General features: G+C 65.1%; 28 protein-coding genes. 15 read left to right on the top strand and 13 right to left on the bottom strand.

Annotated elements, in window-relative coordinates; all coding sequences use genetic code 11:
• The first annotated feature begins 140 nt into the window (after positions 1 to 140).
• From ACE3TJ_RS10640 to ACE3TJ_RS10630, 3 genes are read left to right on the top strand one after another with little or no spacing between them, the layout of a single operon-like run.
• Positions 141 to 890 (top strand): electron transfer flavoprotein subunit beta/FixA family protein, encoded by a 750-nt coding sequence (locus ACE3TJ_RS10640; protein WP_374596032.1) that lies wholly within the window; start codon positions 141 to 143, stop codon positions 888 to 890.
• Positions 887 to 1,816, top strand: coding sequence for an electron transfer flavoprotein subunit alpha/FixB family protein (locus tag ACE3TJ_RS10635; protein WP_374596031.1), 930 nt, complete (start codon positions 887 to 889; stop codon positions 1,814 to 1,816). The genes ACE3TJ_RS10640 and ACE3TJ_RS10635 overlap by 4 nt, the downstream gene beginning before the upstream one ends.
• A 3-nt stretch (positions 1,817 to 1,819) precedes the next feature.
• Entirely contained in the window at positions 1,820 to 2,683 is an 864-nt protein-coding gene (locus ACE3TJ_RS10630; protein ID WP_374596030.1) for a 3-hydroxybutyryl-CoA dehydrogenase, read from the top strand.
• On the opposite strand, the gene ACE3TJ_RS10625 is transcribed toward ACE3TJ_RS10630, so the two are convergent.
• Positions 2,680 to 3,912 (bottom strand): NupC/NupG family nucleoside CNT transporter, encoded by a 1,233-nt coding sequence (locus ACE3TJ_RS10625; RefSeq protein ID WP_374596029.1) that lies wholly within the window; start codon positions 3,910 to 3,912, stop codon positions 2,680 to 2,682. The genes ACE3TJ_RS10630 and ACE3TJ_RS10625 overlap by 4 nt on opposite strands.
• Positions 3,913 to 3,991: 79 nt before the next feature.
• Between ACE3TJ_RS10625 and ACE3TJ_RS10620 the strand changes: the two genes are divergently transcribed.
• Positions 3,992 to 4,624, top strand: a complete 633-nt coding sequence (locus ACE3TJ_RS10620) for a queuosine precursor transporter (protein WP_374596028.1) — start codon at positions 3,992 to 3,994, stop codon at positions 4,622 to 4,624.
• Positions 4,625 to 4,723: 99 nt separating this feature from the next.
• Here the strand turns inward: ACE3TJ_RS10620 and ACE3TJ_RS10615 are convergent, their stop codons facing one another.
• Both ACE3TJ_RS10615 and ACE3TJ_RS10610 read right to left on the bottom strand, forming a co-directional pair.
• Entirely contained in the window at positions 4,724 to 5,680 is a 957-nt protein-coding gene (locus tag ACE3TJ_RS10615; protein WP_374596027.1) for a cation diffusion facilitator family transporter, read from the bottom strand.
• Between the two features lie 58 nt (positions 5,681 to 5,738).
• Positions 5,739 to 6,164 (bottom strand): hypothetical protein, encoded by a 426-nt coding sequence (locus tag ACE3TJ_RS10610; RefSeq protein WP_374596026.1) that lies wholly within the window; start codon positions 6,162 to 6,164, stop codon positions 5,739 to 5,741.
• A gap of 66 nt (positions 6,165 to 6,230) precedes the next feature.
• Between ACE3TJ_RS10610 and argB the strand changes: the two genes are divergently transcribed.
• Positions 6,231 to 7,133 carry an acetylglutamate kinase gene (gene argB / locus ACE3TJ_RS10605; RefSeq protein WP_374596025.1) on the top strand — a complete coding sequence of 301 codons (903 nt, stop codon included), beginning with the start codon at positions 6,231 to 6,233 and terminating at the stop codon, positions 7,131 to 7,133.
• A gap of 24 nt (positions 7,134 to 7,157) precedes the next feature.
• Here the strand turns inward: argB and ACE3TJ_RS10600 are convergent, their stop codons facing one another.
• A complete protein-coding gene (locus ACE3TJ_RS10600; RefSeq protein ID WP_374596024.1) occupies positions 7,158 to 8,432 on the bottom strand; it encodes an MFS transporter in 1,275 nt (424 codons plus the stop codon).
• Between the two features lie 103 nt (positions 8,433 to 8,535).
• On the opposite strand from ACE3TJ_RS10600, the gene ACE3TJ_RS10595 reads away from it, so the two are divergent.
• The 5 genes from ACE3TJ_RS10595 (at position 8,536) to folE (ending at position 13,013) form a co-directional block, all read left to right on the top strand.
• Complete coding sequence (locus tag ACE3TJ_RS10595; RefSeq protein WP_374596023.1) at positions 8,536 to 8,898, top strand: DUF4870 family protein; 363 nt, start codon at positions 8,536 to 8,538, stop codon at positions 8,896 to 8,898.
• A 41-nt stretch (positions 8,899 to 8,939) separates the two neighbouring features.
• Positions 8,940 to 10,889, top strand: coding sequence for an acetate--CoA ligase (acs, locus tag ACE3TJ_RS10590; protein ID WP_374596022.1), 1,950 nt, complete (start codon positions 8,940 to 8,942; stop codon positions 10,887 to 10,889).
• Positions 10,890 to 11,034: 145 nt separating this feature from the next.
• The gene (locus ACE3TJ_RS10585) at positions 11,035 to 11,808 is read left to right on the top strand and encodes a CsgG/HfaB family protein (RefSeq protein ID WP_374596021.1); all 774 of its coding nucleotides are present in this window, start codon (positions 11,035 to 11,037) and stop codon (positions 11,806 to 11,808) included.
• A 69-nt stretch (positions 11,809 to 11,877) separates the two neighbouring features.
• Complete coding sequence (locus ACE3TJ_RS10580; RefSeq protein ID WP_374596020.1) at positions 11,878 to 12,378, top strand: NUDIX hydrolase; 501 nt, start codon at positions 11,878 to 11,880, stop codon at positions 12,376 to 12,378.
• A gap of 47 nt (positions 12,379 to 12,425) precedes the next feature.
• Positions 12,426 to 13,013 (top strand): GTP cyclohydrolase I FolE, encoded by a 588-nt coding sequence (gene folE, locus ACE3TJ_RS10575; protein ID WP_300537791.1) that lies wholly within the window; start codon positions 12,426 to 12,428, stop codon positions 13,011 to 13,013.
• Positions 13,014 to 13,052: 39 nt separating this feature from the next.
• Here folE and ACE3TJ_RS10570 read toward each other — a convergent pair whose 3' ends face one another.
• From ACE3TJ_RS10570 to ACE3TJ_RS10560, 3 genes are all read right to left on the bottom strand, one after another.
• The gene (locus ACE3TJ_RS10570) at positions 13,053 to 13,511 is read right to left on the bottom strand and encodes a CVNH domain-containing protein (protein ID WP_374596019.1); all 459 of its coding nucleotides are present in this window, start codon (positions 13,509 to 13,511) and stop codon (positions 13,053 to 13,055) included.
• Positions 13,512 to 13,614: 103 nt separating this feature from the next.
• Complete coding sequence (locus tag ACE3TJ_RS10565) at positions 13,615 to 14,631, bottom strand: SO2930 family diheme c-type cytochrome (RefSeq protein WP_374596018.1); 1,017 nt, start codon at positions 14,629 to 14,631, stop codon at positions 13,615 to 13,617.
• The gene (locus ACE3TJ_RS10560) at positions 14,631 to 15,833 is read right to left on the bottom strand and encodes a parallel beta-helix domain-containing protein (RefSeq protein ID WP_374596017.1); all 1,203 of its coding nucleotides are present in this window, start codon (positions 15,831 to 15,833) and stop codon (positions 14,631 to 14,633) included. Before ACE3TJ_RS10560 ends, ACE3TJ_RS10565 begins: the two co-directional genes overlap by 1 nt.
• 93 nt (positions 15,834 to 15,926) lie before the next feature.
• Between ACE3TJ_RS10560 and ACE3TJ_RS10555 the strand changes: the two genes are divergently transcribed.
• The 5 genes from ACE3TJ_RS10555 (at position 15,927) to mscL (ending at position 20,246) form a co-directional block, all read left to right on the top strand.
• Entirely contained in the window at positions 15,927 to 17,669 is a 1,743-nt protein-coding gene (locus ACE3TJ_RS10555) for an amidohydrolase family protein (protein ID WP_374596016.1), read from the top strand.
• A gap of 48 nt (positions 17,670 to 17,717) precedes the next feature.
• On the top strand, positions 17,718 to 18,299 hold the full coding sequence (locus tag ACE3TJ_RS10550; RefSeq protein ID WP_374596015.1) for a LemA family protein: 582 nt from the start codon (positions 17,718 to 17,720) through the stop codon (positions 18,297 to 18,299).
• A 2-nt stretch (positions 18,300 to 18,301) separates the two neighbouring features.
• Positions 18,302 to 19,069 (top strand): YgcG family protein, encoded by a 768-nt coding sequence (locus tag ACE3TJ_RS10545; RefSeq protein ID WP_374596014.1) that lies wholly within the window; start codon positions 18,302 to 18,304, stop codon positions 19,067 to 19,069.
• Complete coding sequence (locus ACE3TJ_RS10540) at positions 19,069 to 19,740, top strand: TPM domain-containing protein (RefSeq protein WP_374596013.1); 672 nt, start codon at positions 19,069 to 19,071, stop codon at positions 19,738 to 19,740. The genes ACE3TJ_RS10545 and ACE3TJ_RS10540 overlap by 1 nt, the downstream gene beginning before the upstream one ends.
• Before the next feature lie 83 nt (positions 19,741 to 19,823).
• Positions 19,824 to 20,246, top strand: coding sequence for a large conductance mechanosensitive channel protein MscL (mscL, locus tag ACE3TJ_RS10535; RefSeq protein ID WP_374596012.1), 423 nt, complete (start codon positions 19,824 to 19,826; stop codon positions 20,244 to 20,246).
• 172 nt (positions 20,247 to 20,418) lie between these two features.
• Here the strand turns inward: mscL and ACE3TJ_RS10530 are convergent, their stop codons facing one another.
• From ACE3TJ_RS10530 to ACE3TJ_RS10505, 6 genes are all read right to left on the bottom strand, one after another.
• A complete protein-coding gene (locus ACE3TJ_RS10530) occupies positions 20,419 to 21,339 on the bottom strand; it encodes a ParB/RepB/Spo0J family partition protein (protein WP_374596011.1) in 921 nt (306 codons plus the stop codon).
• Between the two features lie 20 nt (positions 21,340 to 21,359).
• The gene (locus ACE3TJ_RS10525; protein WP_374596010.1) at positions 21,360 to 22,142 is read right to left on the bottom strand and encodes a ParA family protein; all 783 of its coding nucleotides are present in this window, start codon (positions 22,140 to 22,142) and stop codon (positions 21,360 to 21,362) included.
• Entirely contained in the window at positions 22,139 to 22,852 is a 714-nt protein-coding gene (gene rsmG / locus ACE3TJ_RS10520) for a 16S rRNA (guanine(527)-N(7))-methyltransferase RsmG (protein WP_374596009.1), read from the bottom strand. Before rsmG ends, ACE3TJ_RS10525 begins: the two co-directional genes overlap by 4 nt.
• On the bottom strand, positions 22,776 to 24,626 hold the full coding sequence (gene mnmG, locus ACE3TJ_RS10515) for a tRNA uridine-5-carboxymethylaminomethyl(34) synthesis enzyme MnmG (protein WP_374599391.1): 1,851 nt from the start codon (positions 24,624 to 24,626) through the stop codon (positions 22,776 to 22,778). The genes rsmG and mnmG overlap by 77 nt, the downstream gene beginning before the upstream one ends.
• 97 nt (positions 24,627 to 24,723) lie before the next feature.
• The gene (mnmE, locus tag ACE3TJ_RS10510; protein WP_374596008.1) at positions 24,724 to 26,019 is read right to left on the bottom strand and encodes a tRNA uridine-5-carboxymethylaminomethyl(34) synthesis GTPase MnmE; all 1,296 of its coding nucleotides are present in this window, start codon (positions 26,017 to 26,019) and stop codon (positions 24,724 to 24,726) included.
• Positions 26,020 to 26,046: 27 nt separating this feature from the next.
• A complete protein-coding gene (locus ACE3TJ_RS10505; RefSeq protein ID WP_374596007.1) occupies positions 26,047 to 26,298 on the bottom strand; it encodes a DUF6489 family protein in 252 nt (83 codons plus the stop codon).
• Positions 26,299 to 26,422 lie beyond the last annotated feature (124 nt).

Below are 26,422 nucleotides of genomic sequence, written 5' to 3'. Positions count from 1 at the left end.
AGTTGCGCCATTCTGGCACGCGAATTCTTCACGTCAAACGGTGAGTTGCTTGCCTTGGGCGTTGACACATACGTCCTGTTGACGCAGGTCGTCGCGCGATCCGGCTCCTAGAGGCCGGGCCAGCTTTCCGGAGGATGCCGATGAAGATCCTAGTGCCCGTGAAGCGGGTCATCGATTACAACGTGAAGGCCCGCGTGAAGTCCGACCAGTCGGGCGTCGAGCTTGCCAACGTCAAGATGAGCATGAACCCCTTCGACGAGATTGCTGTCGAAGAGGCGATCCGCCTGAAGGAAAAAGGCGCGGCGACCGAGATCGTCGTGGTTTCCATCGGCGTTCAACAGTGCCAGGAAACGCTGCGCACCGCGCTCGCCATGGGCGCCGACCGCGGCATCCTCGTCACCACCGACGTCACCACCGAGCCGCTCGCGGTTGCGAAGATCCTTGCGAAGATCGCAGAAGCCGAAGGCCCCGGCCTCGTCATCCTCGGCAAGCAGGCGATCGACGACGACGCTAACCAGACCGGCCAGATGCTCGCCGCGCTGCTCGGCTGGGCGCAGGGCACCTTCGCCTCCAAGGTTGAAGTGGCGGGCGACAAGGTGAACGTGACGCGCGAAGTCGACGGCGGCCTCGAGACGGTGAGCCTGAAGGCCCCGGCCATCATCACCACCGACCTTCGCCTCAACGAGCCGCGCTATGCCTCGCTGCCGAACATCATGAAGGCGAAGTCCAAGCCGATCGATGCGAAGACGCCCGCCGACTACGGCGTCGACGTCACGCCGCGCCTGAAGACGCTGAAGGTCACCGAGCCGCCGAAGCGGCAGGCGGGCATCAAGGTCGATTCGGTCGACGCCCTCATCGGCAAACTCAAGGAAATGGGAGCGATCGCATGAGCGTCCTCGTCCTCGCTGAACACGACAACGCCTCGATCAAGGATGCAACCCGCGTCGCCATCACCGCTGCCGGCAAGCTCGGCGGCGACGTGCACGTGCTCGTCGCGGGGCAAGGCGCGCAGGGTGCAGCCGACGCCGCCGCGAAGATCGCGGGCGTCTCGAAGGTGCTGCTCGCCGACGATGCGGCCTATGCCAACGGCCTTGCCGAAAACGTCGCGCCGCTGATCGAAGGCCTGATGGCGAGCTACGATGCGCTCGTCGCGCCCGCCACCACATCGGCCAAGAACATCGCGCCGCGCGTTGCCGCGAAGCTCGACACGCAGCAGATCTCCGAGATCACCGGGATCGTCGACGCCAGCACGTTCGAGCGGCCGATCTATGCGGGCAACGCCATCGCCACCGTGCAGTCGGGCGACGCCAAAAAGGTGATCACTGTGCGCGGCACGGCCTTCGAAAAGGCCGGTGACGGCGGCTCGGCAAGCGTCGAGGCGGTTTCCGGCAGCGGTGACGCGGGTCTTTCCAGCTTCGTCGGCGCCGAGATCGCCAAGCTGGAGCGTCCGGAGCTCACCTCCGCCAAGATCATCGTATCGGGCGGCCGCGCGCTGAAGGACAGCGACACGTTCCAGCAGGTCATCTTCCCGCTCGCCGACAAGCTCGGCGCGGCAGTGGGCGCATCGCGCGCCGCGGTCGACGCGGGCTATGTGCCGAACGACTATCAGGTCGGCCAGACCGGCAAGATCGTTGCGCCGGAGCTTTATGTCGCCATCGGCATCTCGGGCGCCATTCAGCACCTCGCGGGCATGAAGGACTCGAAGGTCATCGTCGCCATCAACAAGGACGAGGACGCCCCGATCTTCCAGGTCGCGGACCTCGGCCTCGTCGGCGACCTGTTCACCATCGTTCCCGAATTCACGCAGAAGCTCTAGACCATGAAAACGGTAGGGGTCATCGGCTCAGGCCTGATGGGCAACGGCATCGCGCACGTCTCCGCGCTCGCCGGGTTCGACGTCATCCTTTCGGATGTGGAACTCGCGCGCGCCGAAGCGGGCAAGGCCGTGATCGAGAAGAACCTCGGCCGCGCCGTTGCCAAGGGTACGATGCAGGTGGACGAGGTTGAAGCGACGCTCGCGCGCATCCGCCTGACCACCAACCCCGCCGACTTTTCGGACTGCGACCTCGTCATCGAGGCAGCGACCGAGAACGAGACGGTCAAGAAGGCGATCTTCAAGGGACTGACCTTGAAAGACTCCGCGCTTCTCGCCTCCAACACCTCGTCGATCTCGATCACGCGGCTGGCGGCGGCGACCGATCGTCCCGATCGCTTCGTCGGCCTCCATTTCTTCAACCCCGTGCCGGTGATGAAGCTCGTGGAGATCATCCGCGGTCTCGCGACGTCGGACGCCACGACGGCGGCGATGCACGCCTTCTGCCAGGCGATCGGCAAGACGACGGTGGAAGCGCTCGACAGCCCGGCGTTCATCGTCAACCGCGTGCTCTGCCCGATGCTGAACGAGGCGATCTTCGCGCTCGGCGAGGGTGTCGGCTCGGTGGTCGATATCGACCAGGGTATGCGCCTTGGCGCCAACCACCCGATGGGCCCGTTGACGCTCGCCGATTTCGTCGGCCTCGATACGCTACTCAGCGTGATGCACGTGATGCAGGAAGCGACCGGCGATCCCAAGTATCGCCCCGCGCCGCTGCTCGTGAAGTACGTCGAAGCTGGCTGGTACGGCCGGAAATCCGGCAAGGGCTTCTACGACTATTCGGGCGAGACGCCGGTTCCCACCCGCTAAACCGAAAGCAGCAGACCCGCGAGGGCGGCGCTCATCAGATTGGCAAGGCTGCCCGCGACGAGTGCCTTGATACCGAGCTTCGCGATCATCGGTCGCTGGCTGGGCGCGAGGCTGCCCGTCACCGCCATCTGAATCGCGATCGAACTGAAGTTTGCGAAACCGCAGAGCGCGAAAGTGACGATCGCCACGGTCGCCGGCGACAGCGTTGCCTGCTGCGCACTGAGATCGATGTAGGCGACGAATTCGTTGAGCACGACCTTGGTGCCGAAGAGGCCGCCCGCGATCCCGGCTTCGTCCCACGGCACGCCGAGCAGGTACATGATCGGAGCGAAGACGTGACCGATGAGTTGCTGGAAGGTAAGGCCTTCGAGCCCGAACCAGCCGCCGATGCCTGAAAGCAGCCCGTTCGCAAGTGCCACCAGCGCCACGAACGCCAGCACCATCGCACCGACCGCGACCGCGAGCTTCACACCGGTCTGCGCGCCCTGCGCCGCGGCCATGATGATGTTCGCGGGCTTTTCCTCGTCATGGTCGGAGATTTCTACGACCTCGCCCTGAGTGCGCGCCAGGTCTGCCGGGTCATCGGGCATGATCAGTTTCGCCATCAGTATGCCGCCCGGCGCCGCCATGAAGCTCGCCGCGAGCAGATAATCGATGCTGATCCCCATCGACGCATAGGCCGCGAGGATCGTGCCCGCGACGCCCGCCATGCCGGATGACATCACAGCGAAGAGCTGTGCAGGGCTAAGGCCCGCCAGATAGGGCCGGATCACGAGCGGCGATTCGCTCTGGCCGACGAAGATATTCGATGCCGCGCACAGCGATTCGACCTTGCTGATCCCGGTGATCTTCTCGAGTGCACCGCCGATCCAGCGGATGATGAGTTGCATCACGCCGAGGTGATAGAGAATGGCGATGAGCGCGGCGAAGAAGATGATCGTCGGCAGCGCCTGAAACGCGAAGCTCTGCCCGAGCGGATCGCCGAGCAGCTTGCCGAACAGGAATTCGGAACCTGCGCGCGCATAACCGAGGAGTTCGCCGACGCCTGCGGAGAGCCAGGCGAGCGCGCGCCGGCCGGCCGGAACATAGAGCACGAGCACGGCAATTCCGGCCTGAAGCGCGAAGGCTGCGCCGACGACACGGAAACGGATAGCCTTGCGATTGGAGGACAAAAGAACGGCGATGGCGAGGATGAGCGCAATGCCGCCAAGGCCGATCAATATTTGCATTGTTCCCCCGGCGAACGCGTGCTCCAGGCCCCAAGCTATATAGCTTTCTCGGGCCGCGAAAAGCCGTTAGCAACAGGCGATGACGACCGCTGCCGCGCCGATATCCCGCTCGCTCTTCGTGCTCTCGATCCTCTACGGCGGCATGACCTGCATTGCCGGTATCCTCGGCAACAAGCAGGTGGCGCTGGGGCCGCTCGCGGTGGAGGCGGGCATCTTCGCCTTCCTGCTGCTCGTCGTGCTGTCGAGCGCGGTCGCCGAGCTGCACGGCCGCGAGACGGCGAACCGGCTGGTGCTGTTCGGGTTCGTGCCGCTTCTGGTCTCGATGCTGCTGATCATCATCGTGCTCGCGCTCCCCGCCTCCTCCGAGATGGACCCGGCGCGGCTGGCCGGTTTCCAGCTCGTGCTCGCCCAAAGCCCGCGACTGATGGGTGCCGGGATCGTCGCTTACGGCATCTCGCAGTTTCTGAATGTCGGCCTGTTCAGCCTGATGCGCCGTGAAGGCGGGCTGCTGTGGCTGCGCGGCGCGCTTGCGAGCGTGCTCTCACAGATCGTCGACACGCTGATCTTCATCACGCTCGCCTTCTATGGCGTGTTCCCGATCCTCGATCTGATGATCGGCCAGATGCTGACGAAGGTCGTGTTGTCGATCGCGCTGGTGCCGCCGCTCATCCACGGCTTCGTCGCGCTGGGCCGGAAACTCGATTCGCGCTAGAATCGTTCCGGTTCAGATTGAACCGGAACGACTCCAGATGATCTTTTGTTTGTCGTTATTTCCGAGTCGGCAGGTGAGTCCACCTGCCTCGAAATCACTCTAGCGACAGAGCGGCGCGTGATCGCCGTCTTCGATTTCGACGGTGGCGTGATCGACATGGAAACGCGATTGCAGCCGTTCGCGAATGGCCTTCTTCACCAGCGCTGAGGACGCGTCAGCCCGGATGCGCGCGTGGAGCGTCGCCATCGGGCGCGCCTCGTTGATCGACCAGACGTGGACATGGTCGATGCTCTCCACCCCATCGATGTTCGCAGAGAGATCGGCAACGACGGTGTCGGCTTCCAGCCCCGCCGGCGCACCTTCAAGCAGGATGTGCGCTGCATCGCGCGTGACGGTCCATGCGCTTCGAAGGATGATCAGCGCCACGAACACCGAGAGCAGCGGATCGGCAGCAGTCCAACCCGTGTACATGATGATGATCGCAGCTGCGATGGTTCCGATCGAGCCGAGCAGATCTCCCGCGACATGCGCAAGCGCACCGCGGACGTTGAGGTTGCCGCGATCGGCACCGAACAACAGCCAGAAGGCGAAGATGTTGACGCCGAGGCCGAGCACGGCGACCCAAAGCATCGTCGACGCCGCGATGGCGGGCGGCGCCTGCAGACGCTCCACCGCCTCCCAGATGATGAACGCGGCGATCACGAACAGGCTGAGCCCGTTCACGAAGGCGACGAGCACCGAAAAGCGATCGAAGCCGAACGTGCGCCGCCAGTCCGCCGGCCGACGCGCCAGCCGGAAGGCGAACCATGCCAGCGCAAGCGCTGCAAAATCGGTGAGCATATGGCCCGCATCGGCGAGCAGCGCCAGCGAGCCGGAGACGATGCCGCCCACCACCTCGGCGATCATGAAACCGCCAGTGAGCAGCGCGGCAAGGCCGACGCGGCGCTCGTTGCCGGCGCTTACGGTCGGTGCGTGCGAATGGCCGTGGCCGTGATCATGGCTGTGATCATGCCCATGGTCATGATCCGTGTGCGGATGGTCGTGGTCGCGGCTCATGAGGAAACTCTGATCTTCTTTGTTTGCGACGTCAATAAAAACAGGATGTTACGTGATATCACCCTGCGGTTCGCAATGCCTTTCGAACCACCAGTTTCAGACCCGACCAGACGGCATCGACGGCGCAGACCTTCACATCGACGAAGCCGAGCGGAAGCGCGACCGCGCGCACGACATCTTCCGTGATGTCGGTTTCCACCTTCGCGGCCTTCTTCGGCCAGGAAACCCACACCATGCCCGTTGGCGCCAGCAGAGTACGCAAAGCCTCAAGATCGGCTTCCAACGCACTGCGCCGCGTTTCGAAAACATGGGCAAACGCAAGACCCGGCTCGGGGGCCGCGACGACGTGCTGGACAATACCTGATGAGGCGATCTCCTCTGCAATCGCTTCGGGCATCGCCTTTCGCCACGCCGTTTCGCCCGGACGTACCCCGAGCTTGCGCGCGAGCGGGGTTCCCGAATACCCCGCGGCAGACCCTGTCATCTTCTCTTTTCCTTTCGCGCCGAGCCTTTATAGCGACCCACGATCACGCCTGAGGAGTCCTGCCGAATGTCTGCCGACCATACGCCCGATCCGGCCATGCTCGCCAAGGCCGAAACGCTGACCGAGGCGCTGCCCTTCATCCAGAAATATGTCGGCCAGACCTTCGTGGTGAAATACGGCGGTCATGCCATGGGCGACCCCGAACGCGCGATCGACTTCGCCGAGGACGTGGTGCTGCTGAAGGCGATCGGCATCAACCCGATCGTCGTGCACGGCGGCGGGCCGCAGATCGGCAACATGCTCGGACGGCTTGGTATCAAGTCGGAGTTCGTGGACGGCCTGCGCGTTACCGACGCCGCCACTGCAGAAGTCGCGGAAATGGTGCTGGCGGGTGCCATCAACAAGGATCTCGTGAGCTGGATCGGCCGCGCGGGTGGCACGGCAGTCGGGATCTCCGGCAAAGATGCGCGGCTCGTCACGGCGCGCAAGCTGACACGCACCGCGCGCGATCCCGACAGCGCCATCGAACGCGTCGTCGACCTCGGCTTCGTCGGAGAGCCGATCGCGGTGAACGCCAAGATCCTCGATCTGATGACGCGCTCCGACGTGATCCCCGTCATCGCCCCGATCGCCGAGGACGCGGAAGGCCACACATACAACATCAACGCCGACACGATGGCGGGTGCGATCGCGGGCGCGGTGGGCGCGGCGCGGCTGATGCTGCTCACCGACGTTCCGGGCGTGCTCGCGAAGGACAAGTCGCTGCTCACCGATCTCACGCCTGCGCGCATTGAGGAGCTGATCGCGGACGGCACGATTTCGGGCGGCATGATCCCCAAGCTCGAGACCTGCCTCTCCGCCGTGACCGGCGGCGTCGAGGCCGCCGTGATCCTTGATGGCCGCGTACCGCACGCACTGCTGCTCGAAATCTTCACGCGCAAGGGTGCGGGCACACTCGTTCGCGCTTAGACAAAAGTTGCGCGGCGCAACTTTTCAGACCGTGCCGAGCGTACGCTGGATGCGGTGAATCCTGAGGCAGGGAATTACGATCAGCAGGTTCGCGAGCCCGACCGCGAGCAGGATTTGCGGCACGTCGAGCCCGGCCTTCAGAAGCACGCCCGACCCGAGCGCGGCGGCGACCATGAAGCCTGAATTGATGATGTTGTTCGCCGCGATGGTCCGCGCCCGCGCGGACGGGTCGCTCGCGGTCTGCAATAGAGCATAAAGCGGCACGATGAATGCACCCGCCGCAACGGAAAGCCCGAAGAGATCGAGCACGATGCGCCAGCTCCCGGGATCGGAAAGGAAGGCGCCAACGCCGATGAGTTCGGCGTGTGGAACGTCGAACGCGCGGATCGCGAAATAGAGGTCGGCGATGAACGCGGTCATCAGCACGGCGGACGCGGGCGCGTAGCGGACGGAGACGGCACCTTTCAGCAGACGCGCGACGACGAGCGAGCCGGCCGCAACACCGACGGAGAAGATCGTGAGGAACAGCGTCGCCACGGTTTCCGCGCCGCCGAGATCGCCCTTCACCAGCGGCACGAACAGGCTGGTGAACACCGCCCCCACCGACCAGAACCAAGACACAGCGAGCACCGCACGGCCGAGCTGCGGATCACGCGTCACCTCGCGCGTGATGCGGAGCGAGCTTGCAAGGATGTTCCATTCGATGCGTGCGCGGCCGGGCGCCGGCGCTGGGGGCACCTGCCGACCGCTCGCATAGCCGAGCACGGCGACCGCAACGATCGCCCACGCCGAAACTTGCGGCGCGAGGAGGCCCCCGGCGACTTGCCCGGTAAGGATGGCGATGAACGTGCCCGCCTCGACGAGGCCGGTTCCCGTGAGCAGTTCCCGTGGCGCGAGGTGCTGGGGGAGGATCGCGTATTTGATCGGCCCGAAGAAGGTGGAGTGCAGGCCCATCGAAAACAGCACCAGCATCATCAGCGGCACCGAGCCCAGTGTCAGCGCCGCCGCGCCGACGACCATGATGGCGATTTCGGCCGCCTTGATGATGCGGACGAGCCGGGCCTTGTCGACGCTGTCGGCGATCTGCCCGGCGAGCGCGGAAAACAGCACGAACGGCAGGATGAACACGCCCGCCGCCACCGTGACGATCTGCGCCGAGGCCGCCGTATCCCCAGCGAGCAGCGTATAGGTGATGAGGAACAGCATCGCCGTCTTGTAGAAATTGTCGTTGAACGCCCCCAGGAACTGGGTGGCGAACAGCGGCCCGAACCGGCGCGCGGCGAGAAGAGGGATGCCCACGGCCACGGACGCTAGCGCGACGTGCAGGCCTGCGAAAGCCCATCCTTGCGGAATGCGCCGCCGCGCGCCAGAATTGCCGCCTGAAAACAGTGGAGTCTGGACCATGGCGAGCAGACCGGAAGCACAAGGTTTCGATCTCAATCGGCCGACCATCGTGGCGCTGCTGATCCTCGTCGGCGCGGTCTCCGGTCTGCCGACTCTCATCGGCGCGATCCTCGCATACGCATGGCGGGGAGCGGCGGAGAACGCGCCGTGGGAGGAGAGCCACTACGCTTATCATATCCGCGGTTTCTGGATCACTGTCGTCGCGGTGATCGGGCTCGCCGTGCTGACGCTTCTGTCATTCGGCCTGCTCGCGGTCCTGTTTCCGCTGATCTCGATCTGGCTCGTCGTGCGCGCCATCGTTTCGATCGCGAAGGCGCAGCGCCACGAGCCGATGCCCGATCCGAACACGTATTTGTGGTAGTGCGGCCAACGTGCCGCGAAGTCCTTGGGAGAGTTTGACCGATGAGCGACGCCGCGACCGCGACGTATCCCGTGCCCGCGCATACCGCCGCGCGGACGATCTGCGACACTGAAACCTACGAGGCGATGTACCGGCGGTCGCTGGAGGACCCCGATGGTTTCTGGCGCGAGCAGATCGGGATCGTCGACTGGATCAAGACGCCGGGCGTGATGGGCAACTGGTCTTACGCGCCGGTTGATATCAAATGGTTCGAGGACGGCGTGCTGAACGCCTGCTTCAACTGTGTCGACCGGCACCTGCCGGCGCGTGCTGACCAGCCGGCGATCGTCTGGGAGGCAGACGACCCAGACGCTGCGTCGATCACGCTCACCTATGCCGAGCTTCATGCGGAGGTGTGTCGGTTCGCGAACGTGCTGAAGGCAATGGGCGTCCAAAAGGGCGACCGCGTGACGATCTATCTGCCGATGATCCCCGAAGCCGCCGTCGCCATGCTGGCGTGCGCGCGGATCGGCGCGGTGCACAGCGTCGTCTTCGCGGGCTTTTCAGCCGAAGCGGTGGCGGGACGCATCGACGACGCGAAGAGCGACTTCATCATCACCGCCGACGAAGGCCGCCGCGGCGGCAAGACGATTCCGCTGAAACAGACCATCGACGACGCGATCTGCCATGCCTGGCACGAGGTGAAGGGCGTGCTCGTGGTGCGCCACACCGGAACCGACGTGCCGATGACGCACGAACGCGACAGCTGGTGGCACGAGCGCCGCGAGACCGTCTCCGCCGATTGCCCGGCCGAGCCGATGAACGCCGAAGACCCGCTGTTCATCCTCTATACCTCCGGCTCCACCGGAAAACCGAAGGGCGTGCTGCACACCACGGGCGGTTATCTCGTGTGGACGACGCTGACCTTCAAATACGTGTTCGACTGGCGCGACGAGGGCGCACTCCACTGGTGCACAGCGGACGTGGGCTGGGTGACGGGGCACAGCTACATCGTCTACGGCCCGCTTTCGAACGGCGCTTCGACATTGATGTTCGAGGGCGTGCCCAACTACCCTGCGGTCGACCGCTTCTGGGCGGTGATCGAAAAGCATCGGCCCGCCACCTTCTACACCGCGCCGACCGCGCTCCGCGCGCTGATGCGCGAGGGCGACGCACCCGTGCTGAAACACGACCTCTCCTCGCTCCGCCTGCTGGGCACCGTGGGCGAACCGATCAACCCGGAAGCCTGGCTCTGGTATCACCGTGTCGCCGGCAAGGAGCGGCTGCCGATCGTCGACACGTGGTGGCAGACGGAGACCGGCGGCATCCTGATCTCGCCGCTGCCGGGCGCGATCCCCACCAAGCCGGGCAGCGCGACGATGCCGTTCTTCGGCATCGAGCCTGCGCTCGTGGACGCCGACGGCAAGTTCATCGAAGGCCCGGCCTCGGGCAACCTCGTGCTCAAGAGCTCGTGGCCGGGGCAGGCGCGCACGCTCTACGGCGATCACCAGCGCTTCGCCGAGACGTATTTCTCCACCTACAAGGGCCTCTACTTCACCGGCGACGGTTCGCGGCACGACGAGGACGGCTATTGGTGGATCACCGGCCGCGTCGACGACGTGCTCAACGTTTCAGGCCACCGGCTCGGCACCGCGGAGGTGGAATCGGCACTCGTCGGCCACCCGAAGGTCGCGGAGGCTGCGGTCGTCGGCTATCCGCATGACATCAAGGGCCAGGGCATCTATTGCTACGTGACGCCGATTGCGGGGGTGGAGGGCGACGCCGCGCTCGAAGCCGAGCTGAAGGCGGAAGTGCGCCGCGAGATCGGGCCGATCGCGACGCCCGACCAGATCCATTTCACCCCGGCACTGCCCAAGACACGTTCCGGCAAGATCATGCGGCGTATCCTGCGCAAGATCGCCGAGAACGATTTCGGATCGCTTGGCGACACGACGACGCTCGCCGACCCCTCGGTGGTCGACAGCCTGATCGCCGGACGCAAGAACCGGTAAACGCAACCGAATCATAACGTCCTCACGCTATGCGGGAACGATTGCCGGGATCGCCCAACTCCGGCAATATACGCTCGGCTGCGGGCGGCGCCGGAAACGGCGACAGGGGTTTCGCCAACCAGCACATTTGAACATGGGGAAGTTTATGAAGATCCTGAAAACACTCGGCTTCGGCGTTGCCGTGGCCGCCATGGCCGTCGCTTCAGGCGCGGCATCCGCGCAATCCCAGTCCTCCGCGCGCAAGGCGCAGACGAAGAGCATGCAGGAAATCCCGGTCTGTCAGAAGCGGCTGGGCACGGTTTCGATCGTCGAGCCGGACACCAACTGGTGGCAGCAGCTCGGCCTCGGCAGCCCGGAAGCGATCATCAAGCTGTTCGTGATGAAATCCGGCTGCTTCGGCCTCGTCGATCGCGGCAAGGGCCTCGCCAGCCGCAACATCGAGCGCGCGCTCGCCGATTCGGGCGAGCTGCAGAAGGGCTCCAACATCGGCAAGCGCCAGGTGAAGGCGGCTGACTATTTCATCGTTCCCGACCTCGTTTCGAAGAACGAGAATTCGGGCGGCGGCGGCATCGGCGCCATCGCGGGCGGCCTGCTCGGCAGCCGCACGCTCGGTATGCTCGCGGGCGGCCTTTCCACGAAGAGCAAGGAAGCCAACGTCATGCTGACGCTGGTGAACGCGCGCACCACCGAGCAGGAGCGCCTGACCGAAGGTTACTTCCGCAAGAAGGACCTGTCGTGGGCGGCCGGCGGCGGCGGCGGCTGGTGGGGCGGCTTTGGCGCTGTCGGCGGCGGCGGCTACTCGAACACCGAAATCGGCCAGGTGATCACGCTCGCCTATCTCGACGCCTACAAGCAGCTGGTGACGCAGCTCGGCGGTCTGCCGGAAGACCCGAGCGCCGCGGCGCCGGTCGCGCAGTAAGCCTGAGAACATCGGGAAGGGGGCGGCACCGCATGGCGCCGCCCTTTTTCTTTGCCTGAAAGAACACGCGTGACCGACAAGACCGTCTGGAAGGGGCGCTTCCTTGAAGCCGTCGTCGAAGAGGACTGGGAGTATGTTCGCCGTCCGGGCGGCATGGGCGCGGCGGTGATCCTTGCCGTGACGGACGCTCAAGAGATCGTGCTGGTCGAGCAGTACCGCGTACCGCTCGGCGTGCACTGCCTCGAACTTCCGGCCGGACTCGTCGGCGACGACGGCCCCGAGGAGGTGCTGACGGCGGCGCGGCGCGAGCTTGAGGAGGAAACCGGCTTTCGCGCCGAAGCGCTCGAAGACCTCGGCGTGTTCACCTCTTCTCCCGGCATGACGAGCGAGCACTTCACGCTGGTGCGGGCGACGGGACTTGCCCGTGTCGGACCCGGCGGCGGCGTCGACGGCGAGGCCATCACGGTTCACTGCGTTCCGCTTCGAACATTGCCGGCGTTTATCGCCGAAAAGCGCCGCGCAGGCGTGATGATCGACGTTCGGCTGCTTGCTGCGCTGACCCTGCTGTAAGGGCACGGGGCTTGCGGCGAGCCGCCGTCGGCGTTTAGGGGAGTGGCATGACCGCATCCAACGACCGCGACAACGGCATCCCGCAAGACGTGCTCGGCGCCGTCCGCCGTCTTATCGAATGGGCCGGAGACGATCCCGCGCGCGAGGGACTCGCCGACACGCCAGGCCGCGTGGCGCGCGCCTACCGCGAGTATTTCCGCGGCTACGCCGAAGACCCCGCGCTCCACCTTTCACGCACCTTCGAGGAGGTGGGCGGCTATGACGAGATCGTGCTGCTGCGCGACATCGCGTTCCAGTCGCACTGCGAGCATCACATGGCGCCGATCATCGGCAAGGCGCACATCGCCTATCTGCCGGGTGACCGCGTCGTCGGCATCTCGAAGCTCGCGCGCGTCCTCAAAGGCTTCGCTTCGCGCCTGCAGGTGCAGGAACGGCTGACCGCTGAGGTCGCCGACTGCATCTGGGAGCATCTGCAGCCGCGCGGCGTTGCCGTGGTGATCGAGGCGGCGCACGCCTGCATGTCCGCGCGCGGCGTCAACACCCCCGGCGTCACCATGACGACGAGCCGCATGATGGGCGTGTTCCGTGACGACGAGCGCAGCCGCAAGGAAGTGCTGAGCCTGATGGGGCTCTAGGGCGGATCGTTTAGACCGGGATCGCGGTCCAGCGCCTCGCTAACCTTCGCAGAAGAGTTGCCCGTTCCGGTTCCCGGCGCGGTAGGATGGGCACTGGCGCGGCGTGATCATCGTTCGCTGCCATACGCCCTTTGCGTTCTGGCAGCTTGCGATCAGGTTTCCGTTGTTCCCGGTCGAAGCATCACGGCAGCTCGTTTCAAAGGAGCCGCTCCAGCGATAACTGCCGCCGCCATCCGTTTCGCAAAACAGCGTGCCGTTGCGGTTGCCGAAGGACCGGCAGGTGCCGATGCGCGCCGCAGCGGGGCGATACGTGTTGTTCGCAGTGAGACACTGCGCGCGGAGGTAGCCGTTGCGGACCTGACCATCGCGGCAGGACTGCTGCCACGAGCCGCCGGGCAGCGGACCCGGAAGCGGCGTCGGCCGATCATTCTCGTAACCCATGCACGCAGCAAGCAAGAGCGGCGCGGCAAGCGCGCCGACTAGTCCCGTAACCCGCATTGGACCTCTCCCCAGTTGAGCGGGGATCTTCGAGCCACTGCGACTCGAAAAGCCCCAGCATTGCAGGAGGATACCGCAATCAGGGCCGACCAGAAAGCACGGCTCACCGCATCGCGGCGATCCAGTCGCGCACCAGCGCGAGACCCGCTTCGTCGGGCTGCGTGCGGCCAAGCTCCGGCATCATGACGCCGGGTTCGGTCGATTCCATCCGATAGGTGAGGATCGAGCGATCGGGATGACCGGGATCGATCGAGACCATGCGCCCGCCGGAGCCGCGTCCCGCCGCGACCGGTCCCTTGCCGATGCCGATGTGCGGACCCGAAGGCGTCTCCCACGTGAGGAACAGGCCCGAGTTCGAGGCGGGACCGTCGGGCTTGTGGCAATGGCCGCAATTGACGTCGAGATAGGCGCGGGCGCGATGTTCGAGGCTTTCGTTCGCGTCCTTCCAATCCGGTAGGCGCGGTGCGTTTTCGGGAACGCCTGTGACAAGGCCGAGGCGCGTAAGACGCGCGAGATTGTTCTCGCCCTCGAAATCATGGTTGAGGTTCCGCGCCTTGGGACCGATCGGCACCAGTGTGTTCCCGGTGGCGTGGCAACCCTTGCACTGGTTGATGTTGGGCACCTGCCAATCGAGCGCGATCGGCCTTCCCGCCCCGTCATGCCCCGTCACCGCGACGCGCACGCCCGCGCGTTTCAGCGTCGCGGCGCTGTCGTCGGCGTTCCACACGTAGGGCCACGCCTTCCAGCCATCTGTCTGGTGCACGAGCAGCCGCGTCTCGATGAGATCGAGGCTGCCGTCCGCGCGTGCGAACCCGAAATGCTTGATGAGCACGCTGCCAACCGGAATATCGAGCAGCCCCTCGCCCGCGTAGTGCGCGGTCTTGCCCTCCGGCACATAGAGGAAGCGCGCCTTGTCGGCATGATCCGAGAACAGCGGCGTCGCGAGGCCATAAGGGACGACGCGCGCGTTCGACCGGGTCGCGCCGGTATCAAGGAAGAGGCCGGTTTCGGCGAGCGTCGCGGGTGCCGCCGCGCTCGCAAGCACCGCGTCGTTCACCGTTGGCGGTGCGGCGGAGGCGACCAGCAGCGCGGCCGCAAGCAGGGCGGCGGCGCGCAGCATCAGGGTATCGGCTGATCGGCCGGAAGCACCACGGCGGCAAGCGCTGCGGAAGCGCCCGCAGGCGCGACCGGCGCTGGCTGAGCCTTCGAGGGCGGCGTTCCGGCGACGGCAAGCCCGAGCGACACCATCGGCGCATCGCTCGCGGGGGTGGTCGTGGTATCGTCAGGCTTGTCGCCGAAACGCGTCACGCCATCCCACAGCACCGGCGGCAGACCGCCGCCGAGCGCAGCGGCAAGCTCCGCGCCGCCCGGGAACTTGGGGTCCCAACCGTTCCTGCCGAGCACGTTGCCGAAGATGCGGACATTGCGCGCGAGGGGGTTGTAGCTCGCGTCCTCGAAGGGCCGCACATAGGAGACCACCATCACGGCGGCGGTGCGGTTGCCCTCGATGCGGTTGCTGGAAACCTCAACGTTCTCGTTCGCCATCACCATGATGCCGAGGCCCTGCGGTACCTCAGCGACGATGTTGCCGGGCGGGGCGAAGTTCGGCGTGTCGTTGTCGACGACCGTGTTCGAGAAGATACGCGTCGAGTGCCCGCCCATCTTCGGCAGGTTCGGCAGATCGAAGACGAGGATGCCGCCGGTGTTGTGGTGGGCGAGGTTGCCGTAGACGTCGGCGTGCGTCGAGTTTTCGATCTCGATGCCCGCGACATTGAAGCTGACGCGGTTGTTGCGCACGATGATGTTTTCGGACTGGCCGACGTAGACGCCCGCGTCCGAACAGGCGACGACCTCCGAATTCTGTACGAGCACGTTCGTCGCCTCGACCGGATAAAGGCCGTAGGCGCCGTTGTCCTTGTGCGGCCCACGCGTCCATACGACGCGCAGATTGTCCATCGTGATGCGGTCGACGCCCTTCGCCTTGATGCCGTCGCCCTTGGTGTCCTCCACGGCGAAGCCGGTGAGCAGAACGCGGTCCGACGTGACGAGCAACCCCTCGCCCGCCCCCGTCTGGCCCTTGAAGCTGAGCACACTCTTCGCCGGACCGGCACCGCGCACGGTGACATTGTCGACATCGAGCGACAGGCCGTTCGTGAGCCGGAAGGTACCCGCACCGAGTTCGATCACATCGCCCGGCTGCGCTTCGATAAGCGCAGTCTGCAGCGCCTCCTGATCGTTTTCGCCGGGCGCGACAGTGATCACCTTCGTCCATGCGGGCGATGCCGAAACCAGCAGAAAAGCGAGCAATGCCTTGCGCATCATGTCCATCCTCCCCTTTTCCGGCCATTATCGTCAGCTTGACGAACCCTGCCAACCCTGCGGAAACTGAGCGGGAGACCTTGAGGGAGGCCCATCATGCACGACATCGTCATTCGCGGCGGTACCATCGTCGACGGCACCGGCGGCGCGCCGTTCACCGGCGACATCGCCATCGACAACGGCCGCATCAGCGCGGTCGGCAACGTGAACGAGGCGGGGCGCGAGGAGATCGACGCGGCCGGCCAGATCGTGACGCCCGGCTTCGTCGACATCCACACGCACTACGACGGACAGGCGACGTGGGATGACGTCATGGCCCCTTCGGCATGGCACGGCGTGACCACGGTCATCATGGGCAATTGCGGCGTCGGCTTCGCGCCCGCGCGGCCGGACCGGCACCAGTGGCTGATCGGCCTGATGGAAGGCGTCGAGGACATCCCCGGCACCGCGCTCGCCGAGGGCATGACGTGGAACTGGGAGAGCTTCCCCGAGTATCTCGGCGCGCTCGAAGCCTTGCCGCGTACCATCGACGTCGCCTGCCACGTGCCCCACGGCGCCGTGCGCGCCTATGTGATGGGTGAACGCGGTGCCGCGAACGAGGCGCCGACGGTGGACGAGATCGAGGCGATGTCCCGGATCGTCGAGGAAGGCCTCCGCGCCGGCGCGCTCGGCTTCTCGACATCGCGCACCGTGATCCACAAATCCGTGGACGGCGAACTCGTGCCCGGCACCACCGCCACCGCCGAAGAGCTGATCGGCATCGGCCGCGCGATGGGCCGCGTCGGCCACGGCGTCTTCGAGATGGCATCCGACCTGATGCCCGAATGGAACGAGTTCGACTGGATGAAGCGCCTGTCGAAGGAAACAGCGATGCCGGTGACCTTCGCCATGCTGCAATCGCCGCTGAAAGCGATGCACTGGACGGACCAGATGGCGGCGACAAAGGCCGCGAACGACGACGGCGCCAACATCCGCGCGCAGATTTCGCTGCGCGGCACCGGCGTGCTGATGGCGTGGCGCGGCACGGTGCATCCGTTCGTGATGCGCCCGTCGTGGCAGGCGATTGCAGGGAAGCCATGGGCCGAGCAGCTCGCGACGCTGCGCGATCCCGCGTTCCGCGCGAAGCTGCTCGCCGAGGAAAACCTGCCGCCGCCGCACCCGGATACGGCGGCGCTGTTCATGCTGGTGACGCAGGGCTGGACGATGCAGTTCCCGCTCGGCGAGGAGCCGGACTACGAGCCTGCGCCCGAACGCAGCCTCGCCGCGCTCGCGAGGGCGAGTGGCAAGAGCCCGGCCGAGGTGGCCTATGACGTCATGATGGAGGGCGATGGCACGGGCTTCGTCTATCTGCCGATCCTCAATTACGTCGACGGCAACCTCGACTTCGTGAAGGGCCTGCTGGAGCGCGACGACACGGTCATCTCGCTGTCGGACGGCGGCGCGCACTGCGGCACGATCTGCGACGCGGCCTCCCCCACCTTCCTGCTGACGCACTGGGTGAAGGGCCGCGCGCGCGGCCGCATCCCGCTCGAACTCGCGATCAAACGACAGTGCCGGGATACCGCGCTGCTCTATGGTCTCGCCGATCGCGGGCTGCTCGCACCGGGGTATCTCGCCGACGTCAACGTCATCGATCTCGATCGGCTGAAGCTCGGCAAACCGTGGCTCGCATTCGACCTTCCGGCGGGCGGCAAACGCCTGCTGCAGACGGCGAATGGGTATACCGCGACGATCAAGTCCGGTACCGTCACCTTCCGGAACGGCGCGGTACAGGCAGCGCGGCCCGGACGCGTCGTGCGCGGTCCGCAGGCGGAACCGTTGCTAATGGCGGCGGAATAAGCGAAAAGGGCCCTGTATTAGTTGACTGATACGGAAGGGGTTCGTCTGATGCGCAAGTTCCTGCTCCCGCTTTTTGCCGCGCTGACGCTCGCGGCGTGCGGCATCAACACCGTGCCGACGCGCGAGGAGGCCGTGAAGGCGGCTTGGGCCGAGGTGGAAAGCCAGTATCAGCGGCGCGCGGACCTGATCCCGAACCTCGTCGCCACGGTGAAGGGCTTTGCCGCACAGGAGAAAGAGGTGCTGGAGGCGGTGACGCAGGCACGCGCCTCCGCCACGCAGACGACGATCAATGCCGACCAGCTCACTGATCCCGCCGCTGTCGCGCGCTTCCAGGCCGCGCAGGACCAGCTTTCAGGCGCGCTTTCCCGCCTGCTCGTCACCGTCGAGCGCTATCCAGACCTGAAATCGAACGAGAATTTCCTCGCACTGCAATCGCAGCTCGAAGGCACGGAAAACCGCATCACCGTCGCGCGCCGCGACTACAATCAGTCGGTGCAGGCCTACAACACCGAGATCCGCACCTTCCCGAGCCTGATCGCGGCGAAGTTCATCTACGGCGCCGAGCCGATCACGCCGTTCAAGGCGACCACCGCCGGAGCCGAAACCGCGCCGACCGTCTCGTTCGAATAAGGATGCTCCGGCTGGCGTGCCTCGCGGCGCTGCTGTCGTTTCCGGCGGCAGCGCAGGAGTTCCCGAAGCTTTCGGGGCGCGTCGTCGATGCCGCCGATCTGTTGTCGCCTGAAACCGAGGCTGCGCTCACGGAAAAGCTGAAGACGCTTGAGGATACGACGACACGTCAGCTCGTCGTGGCCACGATCCCCGATCTGCAAGGATACGACATCGCGGACTACGGCTACCGGCTCGGCCGCGACTGGGGTCTCGGCCAGAAAGACGAAGACAATGGCGCGCTGCTCATCGTCGCACCCAATGAGCGCAAGGTGCGGATCGAGGTCGGCTATGGACTCGAAGGCTATCTGACGGACGCGCTCTCGTCCGTGATCATCAACCGGCAGATCGTACCGCGCTTCCGCGAGGGCGACATGGAAGGCGGCGTTGTTGCCGGCACAGACGCCATCGTCGCGCAGCTCTCGCTGCCGCCCGAGGAGGCCCGTGCGAACCTGATCGCCGCGCGCGAGCGGGGACAGGAAGAGACGCGGCACGGGCTCGGGCTCATTCCGACGATCCTCATCATCTGGTTCGTGTTCTGGATGCTGCGCGGTGTGCTCGGCGGCAAAAGGCGGCGTGGGCGCGGCCGGCCCATCATCATCTGGGGGCCAGGGAGTGGCGGTGGCTGGGGCGGGGGTTCCTGGGGCGGCGGTTCCTCGGGCGGGTTCGGCGGTGGTGGATTTTCTGGCGGCGGCGGCAGCTTCGGCGGCGGCGGCGCGAGCGGGAGCTGGTGATGCGGCTGACCAACGACGAACACGCCCGTATCAGTGACGCCATTACGTCAGCGGAACGGGCGACCTCCGGCGAAATCTTCTGCGTGGTGACGCGGCGCACGGACGATTATCGCGCCGTCCCCTTCGCATGGGCGGCGCTCGCCGCGATCGTTTTGCCGCCCCTCCTGCTCTGGATCGGCATTCCCGATCCGCTGTGGTTCACGAGCGGCGGTTGGAGCGACGGCGGGCATCCCGCGCCGCGGCTCATCTACGCGCTCTACGCTTCGCTTTCGGCGCTGCTCTTCGTCGCGGCGTTCCTCGTCGCGCGCATTCCGCCGGTCCTGCGCCTGCTCACGCCGCGTTCGCTGCAACGCAGCGCCGTGCATCGTGCGGCTGTCGAAAGTTTCCTCTCGCACGGCATTCACGTCACCGAAGACCGCACCGGCGTGCTCATCTTCCTGTCGCTTGAAGACCATGCCGCTGAGATCGTTGCCGACGAGGGTATTTATGCGAAGGTCGCGCACGATGTGTGGGGCGATGCGCTGGATACGCTGCTCGCCGAGGTACGGGACGGCAGGATTGCCGACGGTTTCATCAAGGCAATCGGACTGTGCGGCAGCGTGCTTTCGGCCCACTTCCCGCCATGCGAACGCAATCCCAACGAACTGCCGGACAAGCTGATTGAAATTTAGGGCATTGTGCGGAAAAGTGGGGATCTGTTTTCCGGCAAGAACGATGCGGCCACAGAGATGTATTGCAGGCAAGGGGACTGAAAATGTTGAATGAATTCAAGACTTTCATTGCAAAGGGCAATGTGCTCGACCTCGCCGTCGCGGTCATCATCGGCGGCGCGTTCGGAACCATCGTTACCTCGCTGACACAGGATGTGATCATGCCGGTTGTCGGCGCGATCTTCGGCGGGCTCGACTTCTCCAGCCTGTTCATCCGGCTCGGCGCCGTGCCCGAAGGCTATGCGGGATCGCTGACCGACTATGCCGCGCTCAAGGAAGCCGGCGTGCCGATGCTTGGCTACGGCGCCTTCATCACCGCCGCGATCAATTTCCTGATCCTCGCCTTCATCATCTTCCTGCTCGTGCGCACGGCAAACAAGCTGATCATGAAAAAGGAAGAGGCGCCTGCCGGCCCGAGCGAAGAGGTGCTGCTGCTTCGCGAAATCCGGGATTCGCTGAAGAAATAGTCTTCACTGTGAAAAGCAAAGGGCCGCGGGACGAGACAGTCGCGCGGCCCTTTTCTTGTCCGGTCTTTGTTAGAGCGCGCTGCGTGAACTCTGACGCAGGACGTGCACTCTATCTTTTTGTTGTCGCATCGTTTCTGGCGGAAAACCGGTTCCCACTTTTCCGCACGATGCTCTAGAAGCGCTCGCCCGAAAGCCGCTGGCAGAGCATGTCGAGCTGATCGAGATCGCTGTAGAACAGCGTCAGCTTCCCGCCTTCCCCATCGAACTCAAGCCGCACGCGGAGGCCGAGCTGCTCGGCGAGCTGACCTTCCAGCGATTCGAGATCGGCACTGCGGGCCGCTTCGCGCGGTGCGGTTTTGCTGCGAGCCGCGCGCGGCTTCTTCGCCCGCGCCTCGACCTCACGGACCGACAGGCCCATCTGCACGACGTCGCGCGCCAGCGCCGAAGGATCGGGCGCGGTGAGCAGCGCGCGCGCATGGCCCATGGTGAGTCGCCCATCGATCAGCAGGTCGCGCACGTCATCCGGAAGATCGAGCAGGCGCACGAGGTTCGCGACATGGCTGCGCGACTTGCCGACGATGCGGGCGATGTCTTCCTGCGTATGGCCGTAGTCGTCGATCAGCCGCTTGTAGCCTTCCCCCTCTTCGATCGCGTTCAGATCCTGGCGCTGGATATTCTCGACGAGCGCGACCTCGAACGCTTCTTCGTCGGTCAGGCGGCGGACGAGCACGGGCACGTCATGAAGCTGCGCGGCCTGCGCCGCACGCCACCGGCGTTCGCCCGCCACGATCTCGAAACGGCCGCCATCGACCGGGCGCACGAGGATCGGCTGAAGCAGGCCTTGCCGCTTCACCGAGGCGATGAGTTCGGCCTGCGCGGTCTCGTCGAAGCGGCGGCGCGGCTGCTTCGGGTTCGGCGAAATCATCGCCATCGAGAGCATCTGCGCGCCCATGCTGCTGCCCGCATCGCCCGCCGGAACCGCCGGGGCTGCTGCTCCGGCTTCGGTGCGCGGCGGCAGGGCAGCACTCCCCATTTCCTCGAGCAGGGCGGACAGGCCGCGGCCGAGGCCGGTGGGACGCTTAGGCTGAGACATGGACCTGTACTTTCAAAGGATTAAGCGGCGCGGGCGTGCGGTTCGGTCCGCCCCAGAAGCTCGCGGGAAAGGTCGATATAGGCTTCGGAGCCTGCGCAGCGGTGATCGTAGACGAGCGCGGGAAGCCCGTGGCTCGGCGCCTCCGACAGGCGGACGTTGCGCGGAATGATCGTCTCGAACACGATCTTGCCGAGCACGGCGCGCACGTCGGCCGCCACTTGTTCGGAGAGGCGGTTGCGCTTGTCGTACATCGTCAGCACCACGCCGATGATGTTGAGCCGCTGGTTGTAGCCAGCGCGCACGCGCTCGACCGTGTTCAGAAGCTGGCTGAGACCTTCAAGCGCGAAGAACTCGCACTGGAGCGGCACGAGCAGAGACTGCGCGGCGACCATCGCGTTCATCGTCAGGATGCCGAGCGACGGCGGGCAATCGATGATGATGTAATCGTAGGCCTGCATCGCAGGCGCCGCCAGGGCGGTATCGAGGCGGTGGATGCGGCCTTCCATCTCGACGAGTTCGACCTCGGCGCCCGACAGGTCGACCGTCGAGGGAATCAGCGACAGGCGAGGGATCGCCGTGGAGACGACGGCATCGGCTGCGCTGCACGCGCCGATCAGCACATCATAGCTCGTGCGCTGGCGCGTATGCTGATCGACACCGACGCCGGTCGAGCTGTTGCCCTGCGGATCGAGATCCACGATCAGCACACTCCGGCCCGTCGCGGCGATCGCCGTCGCGACGTTGATGGCGGTCGTGGTCTTGCCGACACCGCCCTTTTGGTTTGCCACCGCGATTCTGATCACCGACGCCTCCGTACACTGCGCGCCCGCACGATCCGCCCCCGCGAATCGGTAAGACTTGGAATCAATTCATGTTCGAAAACGAAGCGGCGCCTGGCTTCCGCAAGCTCGTCCTCAACCGCCGCGCCTTTCAGCAACAGCCATGTGCAGGACTTTGCAGCATAGGGTTCACCCCAGTCAAACAGCTTCGCGAGCGGCGCGCAGGCGCGCGCGGTGATGCAATCGAACTTCACGGAACCAAGCAATTCCACCCGCTGATTCAACACCTTGACGTTTCGTTCCAATCCCAGCGCATCGCGCACGGTTTCAAGAAACACCGTCTTTTTGCGAATCGAATCGACGAGCGTGACCGAATCACCCGTCAGTAGCGCGATCACCATTCCGGCAAACCCGGCACCACTGCCGATATCAAGCCATGTCGGCCGATGCGCAGAGCTTTCGCGCTCCACGAGATTGAGCAATTGTGCGGAATCAGCGAAATGGCGGACCCAGACGTGGGGAAGTGTCGCCGGGCCGACAAGATTGAATTTGCCCTGCCACTCTTCGAGCAGCGCTGCATAGGTATCGAGCTTCGCCAATGTTTCACGTGAAACATTGAACGTCGCCGCGAACCATGCGCGCTGTTCTTCAGGAGCTTCAGGCGGCGCGTTTGACATGGCGGAGAAGTGCGGTGAGAGCAGCGGGCGTGACACCGGCGACGCGCGCAGCGGCACCGAGACTGTCGGGTCGGGCGCGCTTCAGGCGATCGATCATCTCGTTCGACAGACCACCGATCTCGGAATAGTCGAGGTCGTGTGGCAGGCGCAGTGCTTCGTCGCGACGGAAGGCATCGATCTCGTCGGACTGCCGTTCCAGATAGACAGCGTAGCGTGCATCCGTGTGAAGTTGCTCGGCATGGGCCTCCGCCACATCGGAGAGTACGGGCCACACCGCCACCGCATCCGCCCACGCGACATCAGGAAAGCGCAGCCATTCGAATGCCGACCGCGTCACACCATCCTGACGTACCGCGAGGCCAGCGCGCTGCAGGTGGGCCGGGGATGCTCGGGCAGCCTCCAGCAGTGCCCGCCCCTTCCCAAGCGCCTCTGCCCGCTCGCGATAAACGCGGGCGCGATCGCCGCCGAGCAGGCCGAGAGAGATCGCCTTTTCGGAAAGTCGCTGATCGGCGTTATCGGCGCGGAGGTGCAGGCGATACTCGGCGCGCGAGGTTAACATCCGGTAGGGCTCGGTCACGCCTTGTGTCACGAGATCGTCGATCATCACGCCGATATAGGATTCGGCGCGATCAAACCCGGCCGCGTCCAATCCCAGTGCCGCTCGCGCAGCGTTCAGCCCCGCGACCAGCCCCTGCCCTGCGGCTTCCTCGTAGCCGGTCGTCCCATTGATCTGCCCTGCAAGGAACAGGCGCGGGATCGCGTGCAGTTCGAGCGTCCGCGAGAGAGCGCGTGGGTCGATATAGTCGTACTCGATCGCATAGCCCGGCCGCGCGATCTCGACCCGTTCCAGCCCAGCAAGCGTCCGCAGGAATGCCAGCTGCACATCCACGGGAAGCGAAGTGGAGAGCCCGTTCGGATAGATGAGCGGGTCGTCGAGTCCCTCCGGTTCCAGGAAGACCTGGTGTCCATCGCGGTCGCCGAAGCGCATCACCTTGTCTTCGATCGACGGGCAGTAGCGGGGGCCGGTACCCTCAATGCGTCCGCTATAAACCGCGCTGCTCTGAATATTCTCGCGGATGATGTCGTGCGTGTCGACGTTGGTCCGGGTGATTCCGCAGCTTAGCTGAGGGTTCACAGCCCTTCGCGTAGACGCCGCGAAGAACGAAGGCGCCTCATCCCCCTCCTGCCAATCAACGCGCGTCCAGTCGATCGTCCGACCATCCAGACGCGCAGGCGTTCCGGTCTTGAGACGCGCCATCGGCAAGCCGAGATCGCGTAGGCGGCGCGCAAGCGCGACAGACGACGCCTCGCCCACGCGCCCGCCCGCATGAACATCGCCCCCCACGTGGATCACCCCGCCAAGAAAGGTGCCGGTGGTGAGCACCACCGTACGCGCAGCGATTTCCGATCCGTCTGAAAGTACGGCTCCGGATACGCCGTCCGCGTCGACGAGCAAATCGTCCACGCGTGCCTCCAGAACCTGGAGGCCGTTTTGAGTATCGATCGCGCTCTGTATCGCGCGGCGGTAGAGTTTGCGGTCGGCCTGCGCGCGTGGGCCCTGGACCGCTGGCCCCTTACGGCGATTAAGAAGTCGATACTGGATCGCTGCCGCGTCAGCGGCTTCCGGCATCACGCCGCCCAGCGCATCAAGCTCCCGAACGATATGACCCTTGCCGAGGCCACCGATCGCCGGATTGCAGGACATGACACCGATGGTTTCTCGACCCGGCGTTACCAACAGCGTACGCGCACCCGTGCGCGCAGCGGCGGTCGCTGCCTCGCAACCGGCGTGCCCGGCCCCGATGACGAGTACGTCGAATCGTTCCATGATGGGAGACGGACTAGCCGAATCGGCGTTTCGTGTCGACGACGTGTTTCACGTGAAACAATGGCCCCTCAGAACGGCTGAAAATGTTTCACGTGAAACATCATTTGCCAATGCAGAAGCGTCCAAACACAATATCCAGTATGTCTTCGACGCCAACCCGGCCCGTCAGCCGACCCAAAGCACGCATCGCCAGCCTAAGCGATTCGGCTCGCAGCACGACGTCGTACTCTTCCGAAGCAACGAGCAGCGCGTCCCGACATTCAGCAAGCGCATCGCGCTGACGTGCATGTGTTACGAGCGCATCCTGCCCTGCGCCGGCCAGTACGCTTGCCCTCTCAACGAGAAGCGATTCAAGCGCTGCAAGTCCCTCTCCCGTTACCGCTGACACGCGCTGCCATCCGTCCACAGGATCGGAACGAAGATCCGCCTTGGATTCGACGACGACCGCCCCTGCCGGGATCGTCGTGTCCCGATCATCCGGGCCGACAAGAAAGACCACGAGATCCGCCTCGTCCGCGCGTTCACGCGCACGGCGGACGCCTTCAGCTTCGACGGCCCCAGCTGCATCACGAAGGCCCGCCGTATCGACAAGCGTCGCCGCAACGCCGCCGAGATCGAGATGCACTTCGATCAGGTCGCGCGTGGTGCCAGCTTCGGGTGAGACGATGGCGACGTCGCGCTTCGCAAGCGCATTGATCAGACTCGATTTCCCGGCATTTGGCGCGCCGAGCAAAACGATGGTGAGCCCGCGTCGCAGGCGTTCTGCAAACTGGTAATTGCCCAGGTGACTTTCGATCTCGCGCACCAGCGCCATGATCTCCGGCCCCTCGCCTTCAACGAGCCGCGTGCTGACATCCTCTTCGTCCTCACCGAAATCCAGTGACGCTTCGGTTTCAGCGAGGATGGAAAGCAGTCGTCCATGCCAGCTTTCGGCGAGCGCCCGCAGGCCGCCCGATGCCTGCCGCAGCGCCTGACGCCGCTGCGCCTCAGTCTCCGCGTCGATGAGGTCGGCAAGCCCCTCAGCTTCCGTAAGATCGAGCTTGCCGTTGTCGAACGCCCGCCGCGTGAACTCCCCGGGCTCGGCCGGTCGCAATCCCTCGATCGTACCCAGTGCACGCAGCAGCGCCGCAACCACCGCCGGGCCGCCGGTTACGTGGAGCTCGGCAACGTCTTCTCCCGTGAAGCTCGCGGGTGCGGGAAACCACAGGACCAGCGCATCATCGATCGCCGTTCCGGCATCCAGAAGGCGCACGAGCGTTGCACGGCGCGGTGCAGGCAAACGTCCCCCAAGCGCCAGCAGCGCCGCGCCCGCCGCCGGGCCGGACACGCGAACAACCGCGACACCGGCAGGCGGTCGACCTGACGAAAGTGAGAATATTGTTTTCTTTTCAATCATTTAGAAGTGACGTCATGGCGTCGGGTACTAGCCCTTCTTGCCGCTCGTGACGCCTCCGGTCATGGCGTTCCACATCGCCTTCTGCACCTCACCGATCCCGCTCGCCGCGCTCGGCATCCAGTTGGACATCAGACGCTCGACATCGCCTGCGGTGATGCCGTCCTTCATCAGGCCGGTCATGCGATCGATGTAAAGGTCGTGCAGCGGACGGACATCGGGAAGCCCCATGAACGCGCGCGCTTCTTCCGGGGAGCAGTCGATCTCGATATTCACCTTCATGGGCGCCCCTCCTCTTGTGAAAGCCGCACGGTGGCGGATAGGTTTGCGACGCTAAAGCATCGCGCGCAAAAGTGGGAACCGGTTTTCCGCAAAAACGACGCAACAGAAAAAGAACAGAGCGGAA

The sequence above is a fragment of the Sphingosinicella sp. genome, from assembly GCF_041916975.1.
Classification (GTDB): Bacteria; Pseudomonadota; Alphaproteobacteria; order Sphingomonadales; family Sphingomonadaceae; genus Sphingosinicella.
The sequence above is the reverse complement of the archived record's forward strand: the minus strand, read 5'-3'. Positions and strand labels throughout refer to the sequence as shown.